The following is a 20,126-nucleotide window of genomic DNA, read 5'->3' on the forward strand; positions in this document are numbered from 1 at the left end:
GGGCGACTATAGTTGCTCGATCCGATCATCAGGCCTTCGTCATGCAGCCAGATACGCTTGCGTCCTTTGCCCAATTGCAAGCGCGTGTCGCAGAACTGGAAGCACGGCTGGCAGAGCGCGAAGACAGCGTCCAGGCGCATGACAGGCTGCTTGGAGAACTGCTCGACAACAGCCCAGCCAACGTGTTTGCTGCCGACCGCAGGATGCGCCTGTTGGCCATCAATCGCACGGCGCGCGAAACCTTCGAACGTTACCGAGGCTTCGTGCCGCAGATTGGCGACTACGTACCCCAGTTCCTGACCGATCAACCCGACATCATGGGCCGCCTGGCCCCGATATGGCCGCGCATACTGGCAGGGGAAGCGTTCATCGACACCGTCACCTTCGGGCTGGACGACGCACCACGCCACTACGAAATTCGCTACCACCCGTGGCTCGATGCTCAGCAGCGAATTCAGGGCGGCTACCTGTTCGCCTATGACATCACGCAGCGCGTGACCGAACAGGAACGCCTGCAGCAGGCCGAAGAAGCACTGCGCCAGGCGCAGAAGATGGAGGCGGTCGGCCAGTTGACCGGCGGGATTGCCCATGATTTCAACAACCTGCTGGCCAGCATCCTTGGCGCCCTGGAACTGGCCGGGCAACGTCTGGTGCAGCAACGCCTGGCGGACACCGCGCAGCTGCTTGAACTCAGCCGGCACAACGCCCAACGCGCCACAGCCTTGGTGCAGCGCTTGCTGGCATTCTCACGGCAGCAGACGCTGGTCCCGCAACGGGTCGATGTGCAGCAACTGGTGGCCGGTATGCACGACCTGATCAGCAGCTCCACCGGCCCCTATGTCGACTACCACGACCAGACACATGCCGGACTATGGCCTATCCGAATAGACGCACAGCAACTGGAAAACGCGCTGCTCAACCTGTGCATCAACGCCCGTGACGCCATGCCGCTTGGCGGCACCTTGAGCATCGGTTGCGCCAATGTCGAAGTGCAAGGCGCCGAAGCCAGACAGCGGGGCCTGGCCACTGGCCAGTTTCTGCGTATCCGCGTTGAAGACACCGGCATGGGCATGTCCAAAGCAGTGATGCAGCGCGCCCTTGAGCCCTTCTTCACCACCAAGCCGCTCGGCCAGGGCACTGGCCTTGGGCTGTCGATGGTCTACGGCTTTGTGCGGCAATCCGGTGGCCAGCTGGTCATCGATAGCACGCCTGGCCAGGGTACGGCCATCAACCTGTATCTCCCCTGCGATGAAAGCATCGCCGCCGCTTCACCCAGCCCCCACGTCGAGGGGCCTGCGCCTGCGGCCTCGCTTCAGCAGCGCGCGTGCAGGGTGATGCTGGTGGAAGACGAGCCGGCCCTGCGCCTGGTCATGCTGGAGGTATTGATAGATCAGGGCCATGAAGTTCAGGCATTCGAAGATGGCCGGCAGGCATACAAGGCCTTGCGGGAAGCCCCTGCACCGGACTTGCTGATCACCGATGTCGGCCTGCCTGGGGGTATCGATGGCTACCAACTCGCGGACGCCTGTCGAAGTATTGCCCCCCATGCAGCGGTGCTGCTGATCACAGGCTATGACCTTGCGCACAGTACGGCAAAAGTGCGGCCCGACCGGTGCACCGAACTGCTGGCCAAGCCATTCGATCTTCAAGCACTTGCCCAGGCGCTTGAACGGCTGCTGGGGAGCACCGCCCAGTCACCCTGAGTGGCTATTCGCCTGCAGGTGAACACGTTAAAGTCAGGACTTTTCATTGGCCGGACGCAGGCATGCCTTCTCGTGATCTGAACTCACTGCGCCAACAAGTCGAAGACCTCCAGCGACAGAACACACTGCTGGAGCAACGGCTTGCAAGCCACCAGGCGCACGACCAGGACTTCTATCGCTCACTGTTCGACACCATGGACGAAGGCTTCTGCATCATCGAGTTCTTCGATGGCCCCCATGGCCCCCTGAGTGACTACGTGCACGTGCTGGCCAACGCAGCCTATGCCAAACACGCCGGCATCCCCAACGTGGTCGGGCAAAAACTGCGCGAGATGGTGCCCGATGAGGCGGATGACTGGGTGGCCCGCTATGGCGCGGTGCTTCGCACCGGCGAACCGCTGCACTTCGAGCAGGAACTGATTGCCACGGGCCACGTGCTGTCGGTGACCACTTTTCGCATAGAACCTGCCGAGAAACGCCAGGTAGCGGTACTGTTCAAGGATGTCACCGAACGCCGGCGTGCAGAGCAGGCCCTGCAGCGCCTGAACGAAGAGCTCGAACAACGGGTGAATGCCGCACTGGCGGAGCGACGCTTGTTTGCCGAGCTGGTCGATCACAGTGTGGTCAATGTGCATGTGATCGACAAGGACCTGCGCTGGCTGGCTGTCAATCGCCAGGCCAGGCATGACTTCCACCTGCTGTACGGGAGGACACCCGAAATCGGCGACTACCTGCCCGGGTTGTTCGAGGATGGCACCGCCGGCCAGACGCCTGTTCTGCCGATGTGGCAGCGCGCCCTGGCAGGCGAGCAGTTCATCGAGATCGGCACCTTCGGCAAGCCCCCCGCGCTGCGCCATTATGAGTTGCGCTTCAACGCCTTGCGCGACCCAGAAGGCGAGGTACATGGCGCGTTTCTGTTCGCCTATGACATCAGTGAGCGAGTACAGGAGCAGGAACGCTTGGCCAAGGCCGAAGCGGCGCTGCGCCAGGCACAGAAGATGGAAGCCGTAGGCCAGCTCAGTGGCGGCATAGCCCACGACTTCAACAACTTGCTGGGCGGCATCCTGGGCGCCCAGGAGCTGATGCGGCAACGCCTTGAGCAGTCACGCTTCGACGCCCTGGCACCCTTGCTGGAGCTGTCCAGCAGCGCGGCGCAGCGGGCCTCTTCGCTGGTGCACCGGCTGCTGGCCTTCTCCCGCCAGCAGACCCTGCAACCCTGCTCCACGCAAGTGGCCACCTTGGTGGCCGGCATGGAAGACCTGCTGCGCCGCACCATCGGCCCGGCGATTACCCTGAGCAGCCGCTTTGCCAGCCAGCTGTGGCCGACCTTCATCGACCCTCCCCAACTGGAAAGCGCCTTGCTCAACTTATGCATCAACGCGCGCGATGCCATGCCTGCCGGTGGTGTGATCGAGATCATTGGCGACAACCTGCAGCTTGACGACGAGCAGGCCATGGCACTGGAACTGCCGGCCAGCGAGTTCGTGCGGCTGAGCATCGTCGACAACGGTAGCGGCATGTCGGCTGAAGTTGTCGAGCGCGCAGTCGAGCCGTTCTTCACCACCAAGCCGATGGGCCAGGGCACCGGCCTGGGTTTGTCCATGACCTATGGCTTCGTGCGCCAGTCGGGTGGGCAATTACGGGTGCTGTCGGTGCCTGGCGAGGGTACCCGCATCGAGCTGCTGTTACCCCGCCACCACGAGCAAGCCCAGGCGCCAATCAGCAAACCTCCGCGCGCGCTCTTGCAAAGAAGCAGCGAGACTGCAAAACGCATTCTGTTGGTTGAAGATCAGACGGCCTTGCGCCTGGTGATTGGCGAAGTGTTGGAAGAGCTGGGCTATCGGGTGGACGCCTTCGAGAACGGTCCGTCTGCCCTCACCCACCTGCAAAGCGGCGAACGGCCAGACTTGCTGCTGAGCGATGTCGGCCTGCCTGGCGGCCTGAATGGCCGCCAGGTAGCCGAACGCTGCCGTGAGCGCTACCCGGACCTCAAGGTGCTGTTGATCACCGGTTACGATGAGAGCGCGGCGCTCAGCGACGGCCAACCGCTGCAAGGTACGTTGGTGTTGACCAAGCCGTTCGAACTGGAAGCACTGGCAGAGCGGGTTCGCGAGCTGCTGGAACCTTGAGGGGCGCGCTCAGCGCCCGCCGCCCAGGTCGATGAAACTGCCGGTGGCATAGGAGGCTTTGTCCGAGAGCAACCAGAGGATGGCCTCGGCCACTTCCTCGGGATACCCTCCTCGGCCCATGGGCAAGCCAGGTTCAAGCTTGCTGACGCGATCCGGGTCGCCAGAAAGCGCATGGAAACCGGTATGGATATACCCCGGTCGTACGCCATTGACGCGCACGCCCTCGCCTGCCACTTCTTTGGCCAGGCCGATGGTGAAGGTGTCGAGCGCGCCCTTGGAGGCGGCATAGTCGACATATTCGTTGGGCGAACCCAGGCGTGCGGCGACCGATGATACGTTGACGATGGCCCCGCCTTGCCCGCCATGCCGGCGCGCCATGCGCAGCAGGGCGTGCTTGGCGCAGAGCATGGGGCCGACGACGTTGGTCTTCATGACGTTCAGCAGACGGAACTCGGACATGTTCTCGACCCTGCTCTGCTGGCCGATGGTGCCGGCGTTGTTGACCAGTGCGGTGACCGGGCCGAGCTCATCGTCGACGCGCAGGAACAGCTGGATGATTTCATCTTCGACGCTGACGTCGGCACGCACCGCGATGGCCTCGGCGCCCAGGGCGCGGACCTGGCTGAGGATGGCTTCGGCGGCCTGGTCATCGGCATGATAGTTGATGCAGATGCGGTAGCCCTGGCGGGCGGCCAGCAGCGCAGTGGCGGCGCCGATACCGCGGCTGCCGCCGGTGATGACAATGACGTTCTCCATGGGTTTGCCAATGGTTTGGGGAAGGGAGCATCGACAATAGGCGAAATGGCGCTGCGTTGGAATGACGAAGATCAGCACAGCCAACCCTCTGCTGTTGATGTGGCTGTTGATCTGGCTGTTGATCTGGCTGTTGATCTGGCTTTTGATCTTGATCTTGATCTTCGCGACTTCAGGAGGCCGAACGCAGGCCTTGCGGAGGCAGGTGACGGGCATGGATGCCCGTCAAGCGCTGAGGCCCCAGGATGGGGCCTTCGGCGCGGTCCTGCCGGGAGCAAGGCCGGAGTGAGGGAACCCCGGAGCGCAGCGCAGGGGCCGGATGATGGGAGCGCAGCGTTTTTTGGTTACTTTTTGTCGCGTTTGACAAAAAGTGACTCGCCGTAAGGGCGAAAAGGTGAGTCAGCGTCGCCATCGCGAATGGACTGTTCGCTGAGTCAAAACAGACGAATTTGCTTCTTGCTTCTTGCTTCTTGCTTCTTGCTTCTTGCTTCTTGCTTCTTGCTTCCTGCTTCTTGCTTCTTGGATGTGGGCATTCACATCGAGTAGGTATTCATTCACGCAGGTGGCGCACAGTCACCTTTCCGCCCTTACGGCGGGTCACTTTTTGTCAAACGCGACAAAAAGTAACCAAAAAACGCTGGCTGGTATGACTCACCCACATAGGTTACAAATCAGTTCACGCACATAGGTAACAGTCTTTAACTGGCAAGGTCGGTTTTCGAGGATCTGACCATGCCTTGGCGAGAGCTGAAACCTATGGACCTGAAAATGCTTTTCATCGCGGATTACCTGCAAGGGCCGCCCAGCTTCAGCGCCCTGTGCCAGGCCTATGAGATCAGCCGTAAGACCGGCTACAAATGGGTCGAGCGATATGAGAAAGAGGGGCCTTCGGGGCTGGAAGAACGCAGCCGCCGCCGGTTGACGCAGAACTGGGTCGTCCCCGCTGCAGTTCGCGAAGCCATCATCGAACTGCGCAGTCGAGGCGAAACGGAACCTGGTCCGAAAAAGATCCAGGCTGCGCTGCAGGAGCGCTTCCCTGATCAGGCGCCGCCTTCTAAGACAGCGATTTACAACATCCTCAAGAAGGCCGAGTTGGTCAACCCACGCCGTTTACGTCAGCGTGTAGCGGTCTACCCCAAGCCACTGGAGAAGGCAGAGTCGCCTAACCAGCTGTTCAGTGCTGACTACAAGGGCCAATTTCTGACAGGCGCAGGCGTCTGGTGCTATCCACTAACGATCATGGATCACGCCAGCCGCTTCCTGCTCGCCTGCCACAGCATGCCTAATACCAACCTTCTGGAAACGCAGGCCGTTTTCACCCAGGTGTTTCGGGAAAATGGCCTGCCTGAGCGTATTCGTACCGATAACGGTGTGCCGTTTGCCAGTAAAGGACGTGCAGGACTTTCTCAGCTGTCCATCTGGTGGCTGCGTCTAGGCATCATTCCTGAGCGCATTGCACCTGGAAGGCCTGAGCAAAATGGCCGCCACGAACGCATGCATCGGACACTCAAAAGCACGCTGCCATCACCGCCGGCAGTGGCCTGGGAAGCTCAACAGCGGCATTTTGATCGCTTTCGACAACACTACAATTACGAGCGCTTGCATGAAGCACTGAAACAGAAAACACCGGCGTCTTGCTACCAGCCCTCACCACGCCCATTCCCTGAAAAACTTCCTGAGATGACCTACCCCAGCCATGTCGAGAGTTTACCGGCGGATAGCTGCGGCATCATTAACCGCCGTGGCCTGAGGATCTACGGAGGTTACGTGCTCAAGCACCAGACCATTGGGCTGGAGCAAGTCGGAGATGGCATTTGGGATGTTATTTTCGGTCCCATCATCCTTGGTAGAGTCGATGTGCGGGATGCCACTGATGGTTATGTAACACTCCAGGTGTTGTCACCTATGTGAGTGAACTTTTGTGTAACCCATGTGGGTGACCCGTACACTGGCTCCTGTCATCCGGCCCCTGCGCTACGCTCCGGGGTTCCCTCGCTCCGGGCTTGCTCCCGGGAGGACCGCGCTGCAGGCCCCATCCTGGGGCCCAGCGCTTGACGGGCATCCATGCCCGTCACCTCCCTTCGCAAGCCCTGCGCTCGGCCTCCTGAAGTCGCAATCCGCGGCGCCTGGGCTATCGCGCGCTTAGAAGCAAAATCAAAAGCCGAAGCGAGAGCGAGAGCGAGAGCGAGAGCGAGAGCATCGGGACCTTGCCTTGTTTAGCTCAATGCCCCGCCGATGCCGGGCCCGCCTTGGCGGTAAAGGGCGGCTTGGCGAACCACACCAGCAGAATCAACCCGGCAAACACCCAGCTCATCAAGGTGAAGTAATCCACCGTCGACATCATGTAAGCCTGCCCGTTGAGTATCTGCTCCAACTGCGCATAACTCTGCGGGCTGGCCCCGCCCAACTGCTCGAGGGTATGCCGCGTCGTCGGGTCGAACTGGCTGATGTGCTCGCTCAGGTAGGCATGGTGCTGATCCGCCCGACGAATCCAGATCCAGGTGGTCAACGAAGCCGCAAAACTCCCGCCCAAGGTTCGCAGAAAAGTCGCCAGCCCCGAACCGTCGGCAATCTGGTGCGGCGGCAGGTCAGACAGCAGAATGCTCAAGGTCGGCATGAAGAACAACGCCACGCCAATCCCCATGAACAACTGCACCAAGGCCACGTGCTGGAAGTCCACCTCGCTGGTGAAACCGGCCCGCATGTAGCAACTGGTGCCAATCGCCAGGAACGCCAACCCAGCCAGCACCCGCAGGTCGAAACGGTGCGCATATTTGCCCACGAACGGCGACATGATCACCGGCAGCAAACCGATCGGCGCCACCGCCAGGCCCGCCCAAGTCGCGGTATAGCCCATCTGCGTCTGCAACCACTGCGGCAGGATCAGGTTGATACCGAAGAACCCGGCATACCCCCCGACCAGCACAATGGTGCCAATGCGGAAGTTGCGGTGCACAAACAGGCGCAAGTTGACCACCGGGTGCCGGTCGGTCAGTTCCCAGATCACGAATACCGCCAGGAACACCACCGAAATCAGGCTGCCGACAATGATGAACGACGACTCGAACCAGTCCAGATCGTTGCCCTTGTCCAGCACTACCTGCAAGGCCCCGACGCCGATAATCAGGGTCAGCAGGCCAATGTAATCCATCGGCTGGCGGCTGGTGACCACCGGGCGCGTGCGCATCTGCTGGCGCACCACGGCAGCTGCAAACAGGCCGATGGGCACGTTGATGAAGAAGATCCATGGCCAGCTGTAGCTATCGGTAATCCAGCCCCCAAGAATCGGCCCGGCAATCGGCGCCACCACCGTGACCATCGCCAGCAGCGCCAGTGCCATCCCCCGTTTTGCCGGGGGATAGACAGCAATCAGCAGGGTCTGGGTCATCGGGTAAAGCGGCCCGGCGACCACACCCTGCAAGACGCGAAACCCGACCAGCTCGGGCATCGACTGGGCGATACCGCACAGGAACGAAGCCAGCACGAACAGCAGCGTGGCCCAGATGAACAGTTTCACTTCACCAAAGCGCCGGCTCAGCCAGCCGGTCAGCGGCAAGGCGATAGCGTTGCTCACCGCGAACGAGGTGATGACCCAGGTGCCTTGCTCGTAGCTCACCCCCAGGTTGCCGGAAATGGTCGGCAGGGCCACGTTGGCGATGGTGGTGTCCAGCACCTGCATGAACGTCGCGAGCGACAGGCCGATGGTGGTCAGCAGCAGACTTGGCGGCGTGAACTGGGCAGCGGCGTTGTTGCTCATCGTTGCGCCGTCTTGCCGGTTGCACTGTTCTCGTGAATCAGCCGGGCGATCAGGTTGTCGGCTTCGATCATCTGGTGGTCATACACCTGGGTGGTGTAGCTGGCCTTCTGCGGTGGCTGCTGGGCCAGGGTCGGGCCGCTCTGGTCATGCAGGTCGACTTCAACCACGGTGGACAGGCCAATACGTAGCGGGTGGTCCTTGAGCTGGTCGGGGCTGAGGTGGATGCGCACGGGTACTCGCTGGACAATCTTGATCCAGTTACCGGTTGCGTTCTGCGCCGGCAGCAAGGCAAAGGCGCTGCCGGTGCCCGCCCCGAGGCTGTCGACCGTGCCGCTGTACTTGACCTCGCTGCCGTACACATCAGCGGTGATTTCCACCGGCTGGCCGATGCGCATCTCTCGCAGCTGGGTTTCCTTGAAGTTGGCATCGATCCACACCTGATCCAGCGGGATGACCGCCATGGTCGCGGTGCCCGGCTGCAGGCGCTGGCCCAACTGGACGGTACGCTTGGCGACGTAGCCGGTGACCGGCGCGACCAATGTGGTGCGGGCGTGGTCGAGGTAGGCCTGGCGCAGGTCGGCAGCTGCAGCCATGACATCGGGGTGCGAGGACACCACGGTGTCGTCGACCAGCGCGCTGCTGGTGCTGAGCTGTTGCCGCGCGCTGTTGACGGCGGCCTGGGCAACGCTCAGGTCGTCGCGGGCATGGGACAGTTCTTCGGCGGCAATCGCACCGCTGTCAGCCAGCACCTTGCGCCGGTTGAAGTCCTGCTGCGCCTTGCGCAGTTCGGCTTGGCGCGTTTCCAGTTGAGCCTTCAGCGAGTCGACGTTGCTGTACAGCCCGCGCACCTGCCGCACGCTGCGTGCCAGCTTGGCTTCGGCGGACTGCAAGGCCACTTCGCTGTCGGCCGGGTCGAATTGCAGCAACACCTGGCCGGCGTGGACCAGGTCGCCGTCATCGGCCCCGATGCTGATAACGGTGCCAGCGACCAGCGGGGTGATCTCCACCACGTTGCCGTTGACATACGCATCGTCGGTGCTTTCGTGCCAACGCCCGACAATGCTGTACCAGGCCCAGGTGCCGACCCCTGCCAGGATCAGCAGCAACAGCAGGCCAAGCAACCAAGCCTTGCGCTTGCGCGACGGCTCGGGCGAGACGGAGGGAGTCGGGGTGTCTGCGGGAGTGGCCATGACAATACCTTGGATAATTCGTTACAGGGTTCAACGGTCGCCGAAGCGGCGGATCGTCAACGGGTCGCCAGCACCGAGCAGCACCTTGGCCAGCAGGCCTTCCAGGGTCTTGAGCTCCTCTGGTGCCAGCACGCCGCACAACTCGTTCATGGCGGCGGCGCCAATTTCCGGCAGGCGGTTGGCCAGGCGCTGGCCGTCGGCGGTGAGTGCCAGGCGCACCTGGCGACGGTCGTCGGCGCAGCGGTTGCGCACGATCAGCTCCTTCTGCTCGAGGCGGTCGAGCATGCGGGTCATCGATCCGCTGTCCAGGCCCAGGTAACGGCACAGTTCGGCCGGGGTATCCACCTGGTACTGGGTGACGATGATCAGCACTTTGAACTGCGCGGCGGTGACGCCCTCTGACTCCAGGTGCCAGTCAAGAATGCGGTCTTTGAGAATCGCAGCACGGCCAAGCAACATGCCGATGGCGCAGGTCTGGAAGTTTTCGGGAGAGAAATGGGCCATCGTCGACTGCTCAGTTAAGTGTGTAGAAATATTACTGCCTAGGCAGTGAATGTCAAAGCTTTCATTAGCTAGCTATGAAATAGTGGGTGTTTTCTGGCTGTCACACCGCCCCCAGCAGGCGCGCATTGCGGCCCATTGCGACACACAACGCCGCCCCTGCCAGGGGCTACGTAAAGGCGGCTACCGCGCTCGCAGGCCCAGCGCCTCCACCGCCCCGCAAGCAATCGCCATCCCCACCAGCTCTGCGAGGCTGCCTGCCTGCAACCGCTTCATCACCCGGCCTCGGTACAGGTCCACCGTTTTGACGCTGATGCCCAACTGCTCGGCAATCTCGCGGTTGTTCAACCCTTGGGCCAACGGTACGAAGACGTCTCGCTCACGCGGCGTCAGGCCGTCGATGCGCGCCTGTACCAAGGCCAGCGCCTGATCGCCCTCTCGCGCCAGCCCGGCGTGCTCCAGCGCAGCCTGAACGCTGTCGAGCAGCAGCTGGTCGTTGTAGGGTTTTTCGATGAAGTCGCAGGCGCCGGCCTTGAACGCCCGCACCACGATCGGTACATCGGCATGACCGCTGACGAAGATCACCGGCACCATCAGGCCACGCTCGCGCATCGCCTGCTGCACAGCCAACCCGCCCAGCCCCGGCATGCGCACATCCAACAGCACACACGCGGGCCCATCATCGACGCAGGCGTCGAGAAACGCCTGCCCGCTGGCGAATGGCAAGGCTTGCAGGCCCACCGACTGCAGCAGCCAGACCGTAGAGTCGCGCATACCCTGGTCGTCATCGACCACATACACTTTTGCTTGCAACACTGCCTCCCCTTATTCCCTGCTGACCGCCAGCCGGCAGCACAGTACCAGACCGCCGTTGTCACCCGCCCGCGCCCACAGGCTGCCACCGAAGCCTTCGATCAGGCTGCGGCTCATGCTCAAGCCCAAGCCCAGGCCGTCGGCCTTGCTGGTGGTAAACGGCGTAAAGATTTCATCCAGCCGCTCCGGTGCCACGCCCGGGCCCTGGTCGGCGACCTCGACCAGCACCCCATCGCCATCGCGCGCCGCGCAGAGCAGGATACGTGACGGTCGCTCACCCTGCTGCTCGCGATTGGCATCGATGGCATTGCGCAGCAGGTTGAGCAGCACCTGCTCCAGCAGCACCCGGTCGGCATACACCAAGGGCAGTTGAGCGCTCATGCGAAGTTCCACCTGCACCTGGTCCCGCGCGGCTTCCCAGGCGCACAGGCGCATGGCTTCGCCGGCCAGCTCGGCCACGTCCAGTGCCTGCAGGCGGCGCGGTTCCTTGCGCAGAAAGGCACGCAGACGGCGGATCACTTCGGCGGCATGGGTGGCCTGCTCGCTGATACGCTGCAGGCCCTGGCCAATCCGCTCGCGCGCCTGGGGATCACGTTCCAGGCCCTGCAGGTAACGCTGACTGGCGTTGGCATAGTTGACCACCGCGGCCAGTGGCTGATTGATCTCGTGGGCGATGCCCGAGGCCAGCTCGCCCAAGGTCGCGAGGCGGGCACTGTGCGCCAGGCTTTCCTGCGCTTCGATGCGCAAGGTGATGTCGCGGGACACGCTGACCACCTCCACCACCGCGCCGGTGTAGGTCTCGCGGATCGCCCGGCTGGCAATTTCGAACCAGCGGTAGTCACCTGTCGCCTGGCGTACCCGGCAGGTCATCGTGTGGTAGCCGTCCTGGTCCAGCGCGGCCGCGGCCTGGCGCAGTACCTGACGCCGCTCGCGCGGATGCAGCAGGGTATGTACAGGCATGCCACGCAGCTGCTCGGGCCACAGGCCGAGCAGGCGGTAGGCTGCCGGTGAGGCATCGAGAAAGCGGCCATCGGGGCTGTGCCGGGAAATCAGGTCGGTGGTGTTTTCGATGATCAGCCGATACAGGCGCCGGGCGCGGCTGGCTTCGCGTGCGCCATGGCGCTCTTCGCTGGCATCGCGGCAGCGGCCCAGCACCTGCTGGCCCTGGTTGTCCGGCATGAACGTCCACAGCACGATGCGTTCGCCGACCTGCACTTCCACATCGCTGATCGCCCGATGCTGGCGCAGACAGGCACGCACCAGGGCCGCGCAATTGGCCGGCAGCCAGCAAGCCAGCTCAGGCCCTTCGGCGACCCAGGCCTGCAGTGCCGGGTTGAGTGCCAGCGGGCTTGCATCACTGGCCAGTAACAGACTGGGTTGTGGGTCTTTGGCGAGCAAGGGGTAAGCAGTGTCATCCACAGTAGGCGGCCTATTTTTATAGTAGTTTTACTATATTGCTATAGTCGATATTCCTAATACCATAGCGACTCGCGTAAAACTGCGACAGAGGGGGCGGCCCACCGTCCGCCCCCTGCACCCTGAACAGAGCTAACAATCAGCCATCGGGGGCCAGGTGCACAGGCTGCGTCTGCCTCCCTTACAGGATTACCGCATGTCGATCTATGCCCAGGGCCTGATGCCCGCTGCCGTCAACCATGTCGCCCTCACCCCGCTGAGCTTCATCGAACGCACCGCTGCCGTGTACGGCAACTACCCGGCCGTCATCCACGGCGCCATCCGCCGCAACTGGCAAGAAACCTACCAACGCTGTCGGCGCCTGGCCAGCGCCCTGGCCGGCCGTGGCATTGGCCGTGGCGACACCGTGGCAGTGATGCTGCCCAACACCCCGACCATGCTCGAGGCGCACTTCGGCGTACCCATGACCGGTGCCGTGCTCAATACCCTGAACGTGCGCCTGGATGCCGAGGCTATCGCCTTCATGCTGCAGCATGGCGAGGCCAAGGTGCTGATCACCGACCGCGAGTTCCATGCGGTCATCGAAGGCGCTCTGGCACTGCTTGAACACCCGCCGCTGGTGGTTGATGTGGATGACCCGGAGTACGGCGAAGGCCGCGCGGTCAGCCAGCTGGACTATGAGGCCCTGCTCAACGAAGGCGACCCGGAATTTGCCTGGGAATGGCCCGATGACGAGTGGCAGGCCATATCGCTGAACTACACCTCCGGCACCACCGGCAACCCCAAGGGCGTGGTCTACCACCACCGTGGTGCCTACCTGAACGCCCTGGGCAACCAGATGACCTGGGCCATGGGCCACCGCCCGGTGTACCTGTGGACGTTGCCGATGTTCCACTGCAACGGCTGGTGCTACCCCTGGACCATCACCGCCCTGGCCGGCACCCATGTGTTCCTGCGCCGGGTCGACCCGCAGAAGATCCTGACCCTGATCCGCGAGCACAAAGTCAGCCACCTGTGCGGTGCGCCGATCGTGCTCAACGCGCTGGTCAACATGCCCGAGGCGGCCAAGGCAGCCATCGAGCACCCGGTGCAGGCCATGGTCGCCGGCGCCGCTCCACCGGCCAAGGTCATCGGCGCCGTGGAAGAAATGGGCATCAAGGTCACCCACACCTACGGCCTGACCGAGGTTTATGGCCCGGTGACCGTGTGTGCCTGGCATGACGAATGGGACGCGCTTTCGCTGGAGGAGCGTGCACGCATCAAGTCTCGCCAAGGCGTGCGCTACCCGACCCTCGATGGCCTGATGGTCGCCGACCCGCAAACCCTTCAGCCAGTACCCCGCGACGGCAATACCCTGGGCGAAATCTTCATGCGCGGCAACACGGTGATGAAGGGTTACCTGAAAAACCCTGAAGCCACCGCCGAAGCCTTCCGTGGCGGCTGGTTCCACACCGGCGACCTGGCCGTGTGGCATGCCGACGGCTATATCGAGATCAAGGACCGGCTCAAGGACATCATCATTTCCGGTGGCGAAAACATCTCCACCATCGAGGTCGAAGACGCCCTGTACAAGCACCCGGCAGTGCTGGAAGCCGCCGTGGTGGCACGCCCGGATGAAAAATGGGGGGAAACCCCGTGCGCCTTCGTTGCACTGAAGCCGGGCCGAGAGGACACCCGTGAAGCCGACATCACCAGTTGGTGCCGCGAGCACCTGGCCGGGTTCAAGGTGCCGAAGACCGTGGTGTTCGGCGAGCTGCCCAAGACCTCGACCGGCAAGATCCAGAAGTACGTGCTGCGCGACCGGGCCAAGGCCCTCTGATGCCGTAGCCGCCCCCCTTCAGGCGCAGCACACGGCTGCGCCTGAAGGTTCAGCGCACGCCCAACCCTCCCTCACTATTGCAAGAGCTGCCGATGACCACCTATTCCGCCCCCCTGCGCGACATGCGCTTCGTCCTGCATGACGTGTTCAACGCTTCAGGCCTGTGGGCCCGACTGCCCGCCCTGGCCGAACGCATCGATGCCGACACTGCCGACGCCATTCTCGAGGAAGCATCAAAAGTCACCTGCCAGCTGATCGCCCCGCTCAGCCGCAACGGTGACGAGCAAGGTGTGTGCTTCGACGCAGGCCAAGTCACCACCCCCGAAGGCTTTCGCGAGGCCTGGAACACCTACCGCGAAGGTGGCTGGGTCGGCTTGGGCGGCAACCCGGAACACGGCGGCATGGGCATGCCAAAGATGCTCGGCGTGCTGTTCGAAGAGATGCTCTACGCGGCTGACTGCAGCTTCAGCCTGTATTCGGCATTGAGCGCAGGCAGTTGCCTGGCGATCGATGCCCACGCCAGCGAAGCGCTCAAGGCCACTTACCTGCCACCGCTGTACGAAGGCCGCTGGGCCGGCACCATGTGCCTGACCGAACCCCATGCCGGCACTGACCTGGGGCTGATCCGCACCCGCGCCGAGCCTCAGGCCGATGGCAGCGTGCGCATCAGTGGCAGCAAGATCTTCATTACCGGCGGCGAGCAGGACCTGACCGAGAACATCGTCCACCTGGTGCTGGCCAAGCTGCCGGATGCGCCCGCCGGTGCCAAAGGCATATCGCTGTTTCTGGTCCCCAAATTCCTGGTCGAGGCCGATGGCCGCCTGGGCGCGCGCAATGCTGTCCATTGTGGCTCGATCGAACACAAGATGGGCATCAAGGCCTCGGCGACCTGCGTCATGAACTTTGACGGTGCCATCGGTTACCTGGTGGGCGAACCGAACAAGGGCCTGGCAGCGATGTTCACCATGATGAACTACGAGCGCCTGTCCATCGGCATACAGGGCATCGGTTGTGCCGAAGCCTCCTACCAGAGCGCCGCCCGCTATGCCAACGAGCGCCTGCAGAGCCGCGCAGCGACTGGCCCGCAGGCACACGACAAGGTGGCCGACCCGATCATCCACCATGGTGATGTTCGGCGCATGCTGCTGACCATGCGCACCCTCACCGAAGCAGGTCGGGCGTTCGCCGTCTACGTTGGCCAGCAACTGGACGTGGCGCGCTATGCCGAGGACGCTGGCGAACGCGAGCATGCCCAGCGCCTGGTGGCACTGCTGACACCGGTGGCCAAGGCATTCTTCACCGACAACGGTCTGGAAAGCTGCGTGCTTGGCCAGCAGGTGTATGGCGGTCATGGCTACATCCGCGAATGGGGCCAGGAGCAACGGGTGCGAGACGTGCGCATTGCGCAAATCTATGAAGGCACCAACGGCATTCAGGCCCTTGATCTGCTGGGGCGCAAGGTGCTGGCCGACGGTGGTCAGGCGTTGGCCAGCTTTGCCAGCGAAGTGCGGGCCTTCAGTGTGGATGCGCCCTTGCACCGCGAGGCCCTGCAGGCGAGCCTGGCGCGGCTCGAGGCCACCAGCAGCTGGCTGCGGGCGCAGGCTGGCGAGGATGCCAACCTGGTCAGCGCGGTAGCCGTTGAGTACCTGCAGCTGTTCGGGCTGACGGCCTATGCGTACATGTGGGCGCGGATGGCGGCGGTGGCGCTGGCCAAACGTGATGAGGACGAGGCGTTTCATGGTGCGAAGCTTGCCTGTGCGACGTTCTATTTCCAGCGGGTCTTGCCGCGGGGGTTGGGGCTGGAGGCGAGCATTCGGGCCGGTAGTGGCAGCCTTTATGGGCTAGAGGCCGCACAGTTCTGACCGGTGTGTCACTGACGCGCTTGTTGCAAGGGCAGCCGTGTGCTGCGAAGAGGGCCGGTACAGGTTACCGAATCGGTACTGCAAACACTGACCTCTTCGCCGCACCAGGCCGCCCCGGAAGCGATTGCAGACATCGTCTTTTGCCCGCGAAGGGTTCTCAAACGCTGAAAAACCGTGGTCAATCCGACGAAAAACCGGCACAACTGATAGTCATTCGCCATTACATTGGTTCTCGGGAGCCCTCTCGCAAGGGTAGAATGCGCAAAACCCGGAGCCGCAATGAACCACGACCGCCTCAATCCCAGCCCAGACGATGCCATCACCGACGCCGCAGCGCATTGGTGCATGCGCCTGCACGCCGACGATTGCACGCAGGCCGAGCGTGACGCATTCGCTGGCTGGTTGGCGGCCGACCCGCGGCATGCCGAAGAATATCAGGCGATGCTGGAAATCTGGCAAACAGCCGACCTGCTGCCGCGTAGCGCCACCGTCATCGACTTCAACCCACCCGCCAAACACGCCGCCCGCCCCCGCAACTGGCGGCCGCTGGCGTCTGCTGCGGCCATCGCCCTGGCAGTGCTGCCGCTGGCCGGCTGGATGGGGTGGGAACAGGGCTGGTTGCCCAACCACTACCAGCACGTCGAAGCCGGTGACCGCATGCAGACCGTGGAGCTCAGCGACGGCAGCACGGTACAGCTCAACCTGCACACCGAGCTCACCTTCCTCAACTACAAGGACCAGCGCCAGGTCACGCTCAAGCGCGGCGAGGCGTTCTTCAAGGTGCGACACGACAGCAGCCACCCGTTCATCGTGCGTGCAGGCAGTGGCCAGACCCGGGTCACCGGCACCCAGTTCAACGTGTGGAAGTACCAGGACCAGGTGAAGGTCACCCTGGTGGAAGGTTCAGTGCTGGTGTCCAGTGAGGGCAATGCCGGTGGCTACCGCCTTGGCCCTGGCATGCAGGCCAGCTACCACAAGGGCGACTTCGAGCCGCAGCTGGAGCAAAGCGACGACTATGGCAACAGCCTGGCATGGCGCAGCGGCAAGCTGGTGCTCGACAACCTGAGCCTGGAACAGGCGCTGCCGGTGATAAACCGCTACCTCGACGCCCCGCTGCGACTGGCCGATGCCAGCACCGGCCGCATTCGCATCAGCGGCATCTACAACACCCGTGAGGTGGGGCGCCTGGTCAACAACCTGCCCAAAGTCCTGCCGGTCTACCTGACCCGCAGCAAGGACGGCAGCACCGTGCTCAATCGCATCTCGCCGCCGCCCGACAAGGGCTGACGCCCTCCCCCGCCTTACAAGGTCATCGCCGCCAACCAACCGAACGCCAGCAGCGGCAGGTTGTAATGGATGAAGGTCGGCACCACGGTGTCCCAGATGTGGTGGTGCTGGCCATCCACGTTCAGGCCCGAGGTCGGGCCCAGGGTCGAGTCCGAGGCCGGCGAACCTGCATCACCCAGCGCACCGGCAGTACCAATGATGCACACCGTGGCCAACGGGTCGAAGCCCAGTTGTACGCACAGTGGCACGAAAATCGCCGCCAGGATCGGCACGGTGGAGAACGACGAGCCGATCCCCATCGTCACCAAAAGGCCTACCAACAGCATCAGCAGGGCACCGACGCCCTTGCTGTGGTCGATCCACTGCGCCGAGGTTTCCACCAGGCTCTTCACCTCACCGGTGGCCTTCATCACCTCGGCAAAACCGGACGCGGTAATCATGATGAAGCCGATCATGGCCATCATCTTCATGCCTTCGGTGAACAGGTCGTCGGTCTCTTTCCACTTGACGATGCCCGACAGCGAGAAGATCAGGAAACCGACCATGGCACCGATGATCATCGAGTCCAGCAACAGCTGGACAATGAAGGCTGCCGCGATCGCCAGCCCGGCCACCAGCAAGGTCAGCGGGTTGTACTGCACGCTCACCTGCTCCACCTGCTGGATCCGCGCCAGGTCGTAGTCACGCTTCTTGCGGTAGCTGATGAACACCGCCACCAGCAGGCCGACGAGCATGCCGGCAGCCGGGACGGCCATGGCGTGGGTGACGTTGACGCCGCTCACATCGACACCCGCGCGGGCCACATTGGCCAACAGGATCTCGTTGAGGAAGATGTTGCCGAAGCCCACCGGCAGGAACATGTACGGGGTGATCAGGCCAAAGGTGATCACACAGGCGATCAGCCGGCGGTCGATACGCAGGCGCGTCAGCACGTACAACAGAGGGGGTACCAGCAGCGGAATGAAGGCAATGTGGATGGGCAGGATGTTCTGGGACGACACGGCCACCACCAGCATCAGGCCGATCATCAGCCATTTGACCTTGCCGCCCTTGGCGTCGTCCTGCCGGTCGATCATGACCAGGGCGCGGTCGGCCAGCGCATGGGCCAGGCCAGACTTGGCGATTGCCACGGCAAAGGCACCCAGCAGTGCATAGGACAAAGCCACCGTGGCACCACCGCCGAGGCCACCGTTGAAGGCCTTGAGCGTGCCTTCGATGCCCAGGCCGCCCACCAGCCCACCGGCCAGGGCGCCGATGATCAGGGCGATGACCACGTGCACGCGGGACAGGCTGAGTATCAGCATGATGCCGACCGCGGCGATCACTGCATTCATGGTTGGCTTACCTCATTACGACAGAAAAAAGCGCGAACTCTGAAGCAGTAGGCGGCAGATGTCAAAAGCGCCTTGATGCGGGGCATTAGTGGCGGTCAAATTTAAATTGAATGTTTGAATAAAGAAAAAACGGCAGGGGCCGATATTGAGGGAGGCAGCGAGGTGCCTGGCCGCAGCGCTTTGGCACCTCCCGGCCCCACCGCAGATAAAGCCATAACCCTTAATGCCAAAAAAGGGATCCGCCCCCATGCCTTTGCGACAACTTTCCATCCAGTGGAAGATCACCCTGCTCGCCGGTCTCTGTCTGGCCGCTATCGTCACCTTGCTCGTCGGCCTGTCGCTGTACCGCATGGATCACAGTTCGGACCTGGTCAAGGCCAGCAGCATGCAGATGCTGACCGAGGCGGCGCAGTCGCGTATCGAGTCACAAGGTGAAGTGCAAGCGCTGAACATTCGCCGCCAGTTCATGGATGCCTACCAGTACGGCGCCGGCTTCGCCCGTCAGGTGCTGTTCCTGCGCGAGCAGGCCGAAAAGCGCTTTCTCGATGCCTTCGACCTGCGCGAGGACATGACCCGCCAGGTACGCGCCGCACTGCAAGCCAACCCCGACCTGCTCGGCCTGTCACTGGTGTTTGAGCCCAATGCCCTGGACAACAAGGACAGCCTGTTTGCCGGCAAGGCAGCATTGGGCAGCAACGAAACCGGGCGCTTTGCCCTGTACTGGTCGCAGCCACGCGCCGGCCAGTTGACCTCGATGGCCCTGCCCGAACATGACATGGCCAACACCGAGATCGGCCCCAGCGGCCAGCCGGCCAACACCTGGTGGGTATGCCCACGCACCTCCGGCAAGGTGTGCGTGGTAGAGCCGTACTTCTACGACATCGATGGCCAGCAGGTGCTGATGACCAGCATCGTGTTCCCGCTGGCGGTCAACGGCAAGATCATTGCCACCCTGTCCATCGACATCAACCTCAATAGCCTGCAGGCGCTGAGCCAGGAGGCCAGCCGCAGCCTATATGAAGGCCGCACCACGGTCGGCATTCTGACCCCGGTCGGCCTGCTGGCCGGCTACAGCGCCGATGCCAGCAAGCTGGCCCAGCGCTTTGACCAGGTAGACCCGGTCAAAGGCGCCGAGCTGGTGCGCAAGCTGGCCGATGGCAAGCTGACCATCCTCCACGACCGGCAGCGCTTGAAGGTGCTGGCGGCATTCCGGCCAATCCCGGACGCCCAGCCCTGGGGCGTGTTGCTGGATGTGCCGGAAAACGCCCTGACCGGGCCGGCCGAAACCCTGAAGCAGGAACTTGACGCGCTCAATACCAGCGGCACCTTGCTGGAACTGAGCCTGGGCCTGGCCGCCGCCATTGTCGGCCTGCTGCTGGTATGGCTGATGGCCCGCGGCGTTACCCGGCCGATCCTCGGCGTGGCCGCCATGCTCAAGGACATTGCCAGCGGCGAAGGCGACCTGACCCGTCGCCTGACCTACCAGAAACAGGACGAACTGGGCGAACTGGCCGGCTGGTTCAACCGCTTCCTCGACAAGTTGCAGCCAACCATCGCCGAGG

At 63.0% G+C, this 20,126-nt stretch carries 13 protein-coding genes and 1 pseudogene; 7 read left to right on the forward strand and 7 right to left on the reverse strand.

Features of this window, described 5'->3' with window-relative positions; all coding sequences use genetic code 11:
- The first annotated feature begins 41 nt into the window (after positions 1–41).
- Positions 42–1,703 (forward strand): PAS domain-containing sensor histidine kinase, encoded by a 1,662-nt coding sequence (locus tag KW568_RS16865; RefSeq protein WP_004577036.1) that lies wholly within the window; start codon positions 42–44, stop codon positions 1,701–1,703.
- Positions 1,704–1,765: 62 nt separating this feature from the next.
- Complete coding sequence (locus KW568_RS16870) at positions 1,766–3,832, forward strand: PAS domain-containing protein (RefSeq protein ID WP_003247824.1); 2,067 nt, start codon at positions 1,766–1,768, stop codon at positions 3,830–3,832.
- A 9-nt stretch (positions 3,833–3,841) separates the two neighbouring features.
- On the opposite strand, the gene KW568_RS16875 is transcribed toward KW568_RS16870, so the two are convergent.
- Positions 3,842–4,588: an SDR family oxidoreductase gene (locus tag KW568_RS16875; RefSeq protein WP_033726893.1), complete on the reverse strand. Its 747-nt coding sequence runs from the start codon at positions 4,586–4,588 to the stop codon at positions 3,842–3,844.
- A 729-nt stretch (positions 4,589–5,317) separates the two neighbouring features.
- Between KW568_RS16875 and KW568_RS16880 the strand changes: the two genes are divergently transcribed.
- Positions 5,318–6,496, forward strand: a complete 1,179-nt coding sequence (locus KW568_RS16880; protein WP_004575311.1) for an integrase core domain-containing protein — start codon at positions 5,318–5,320, stop codon at positions 6,494–6,496.
- A 310-nt stretch (positions 6,497–6,806) separates the two neighbouring features.
- On the opposite strand, the gene KW568_RS16885 is transcribed toward KW568_RS16880, so the two are convergent.
- From KW568_RS16885 to KW568_RS16905, 5 genes are all read right to left on the reverse strand, one after another.
- The gene (locus KW568_RS16885; protein WP_004575310.1) at positions 6,807–8,342 is read right to left on the reverse strand and encodes a DHA2 family efflux MFS transporter permease subunit; all 1,536 of its coding nucleotides are present in this window, start codon (positions 8,340–8,342) and stop codon (positions 6,807–6,809) included.
- A complete protein-coding gene (locus KW568_RS16890) occupies positions 8,339–9,532 on the reverse strand; it encodes an HlyD family secretion protein (protein WP_003247813.1) in 1,194 nt (397 codons plus the stop codon). The genes KW568_RS16885 and KW568_RS16890 overlap by 4 nt, the downstream gene beginning before the upstream one ends.
- Before the next feature lie 30 nt (positions 9,533–9,562).
- Positions 9,563–10,036 (reverse strand): MarR family winged helix-turn-helix transcriptional regulator, encoded by a 474-nt coding sequence (locus tag KW568_RS16895; RefSeq protein ID WP_003247811.1) that lies wholly within the window; start codon positions 10,034–10,036, stop codon positions 9,563–9,565.
- A 180-nt stretch (positions 10,037–10,216) separates the two neighbouring features.
- Entirely contained in the window at positions 10,217–10,849 is a 633-nt protein-coding gene (locus KW568_RS16900) for a response regulator transcription factor (RefSeq protein WP_014860281.1), read from the reverse strand.
- A 9-nt stretch (positions 10,850–10,858) separates the two neighbouring features.
- On the reverse strand, positions 10,859–12,265 hold the full coding sequence (locus tag KW568_RS16905) for a sensor histidine kinase (protein WP_033726412.1): 1,407 nt from the start codon (positions 12,263–12,265) through the stop codon (positions 10,859–10,861).
- A 193-nt stretch (positions 12,266–12,458) separates the two neighbouring features.
- Here KW568_RS16905 and KW568_RS16910 point away from each other — a divergent pair, with 193 nt between their 5' ends.
- The 3 genes from KW568_RS16910 (at position 12,459) to KW568_RS16920 (ending at position 17,230) form a co-directional block, all read left to right on the forward strand.
- Positions 12,459–14,081, forward strand: a complete 1,623-nt coding sequence (locus KW568_RS16910) for an acyl-CoA synthetase (RefSeq protein ID WP_003247805.1) — start codon at positions 12,459–12,461, stop codon at positions 14,079–14,081.
- A gap of 92 nt (positions 14,082–14,173) precedes the next feature.
- Positions 14,174–15,943: an acyl-CoA dehydrogenase C-terminal domain-containing protein gene (locus KW568_RS16915; RefSeq protein ID WP_004575308.1), complete on the forward strand. Its 1,770-nt coding sequence runs from the start codon at positions 14,174–14,176 to the stop codon at positions 15,941–15,943.
- Between the two features lie 279 nt (positions 15,944–16,222).
- Positions 16,223–17,230: a FecR family protein gene (locus KW568_RS16920; RefSeq protein ID WP_004575307.1), complete on the forward strand. Its 1,008-nt coding sequence runs from the start codon at positions 16,223–16,225 to the stop codon at positions 17,228–17,230.
- Between the two features lie 14 nt (positions 17,231–17,244).
- On the opposite strand, the gene KW568_RS16925 is transcribed toward KW568_RS16920, so the two are convergent.
- Positions 17,245–18,564, reverse strand: a complete 1,320-nt coding sequence (locus KW568_RS16925) for a Na+/H+ antiporter family protein (protein ID WP_004575306.1) — start codon at positions 18,562–18,564, stop codon at positions 17,245–17,247.
- A 568-nt stretch (positions 18,565–19,132) separates the two neighbouring features.
- Between KW568_RS16925 and KW568_RS31165 the strand changes: the two are divergent.
- Positions 19,133–20,098 (forward strand): annotated as a pseudogene (locus KW568_RS31165) (HAMP domain-containing protein); the annotation flags it as partial.
- Positions 20,099–20,126: the final 28 nt, after the last annotated feature.

Origin of the sequence: Pseudomonas sp. HD6515 (assembly GCF_024971855.1) — a bacterium.
GTDB lineage: Bacteria > Pseudomonadota > Gammaproteobacteria > Pseudomonadales > Pseudomonadaceae > Aquipseudomonas > Aquipseudomonas alloputida.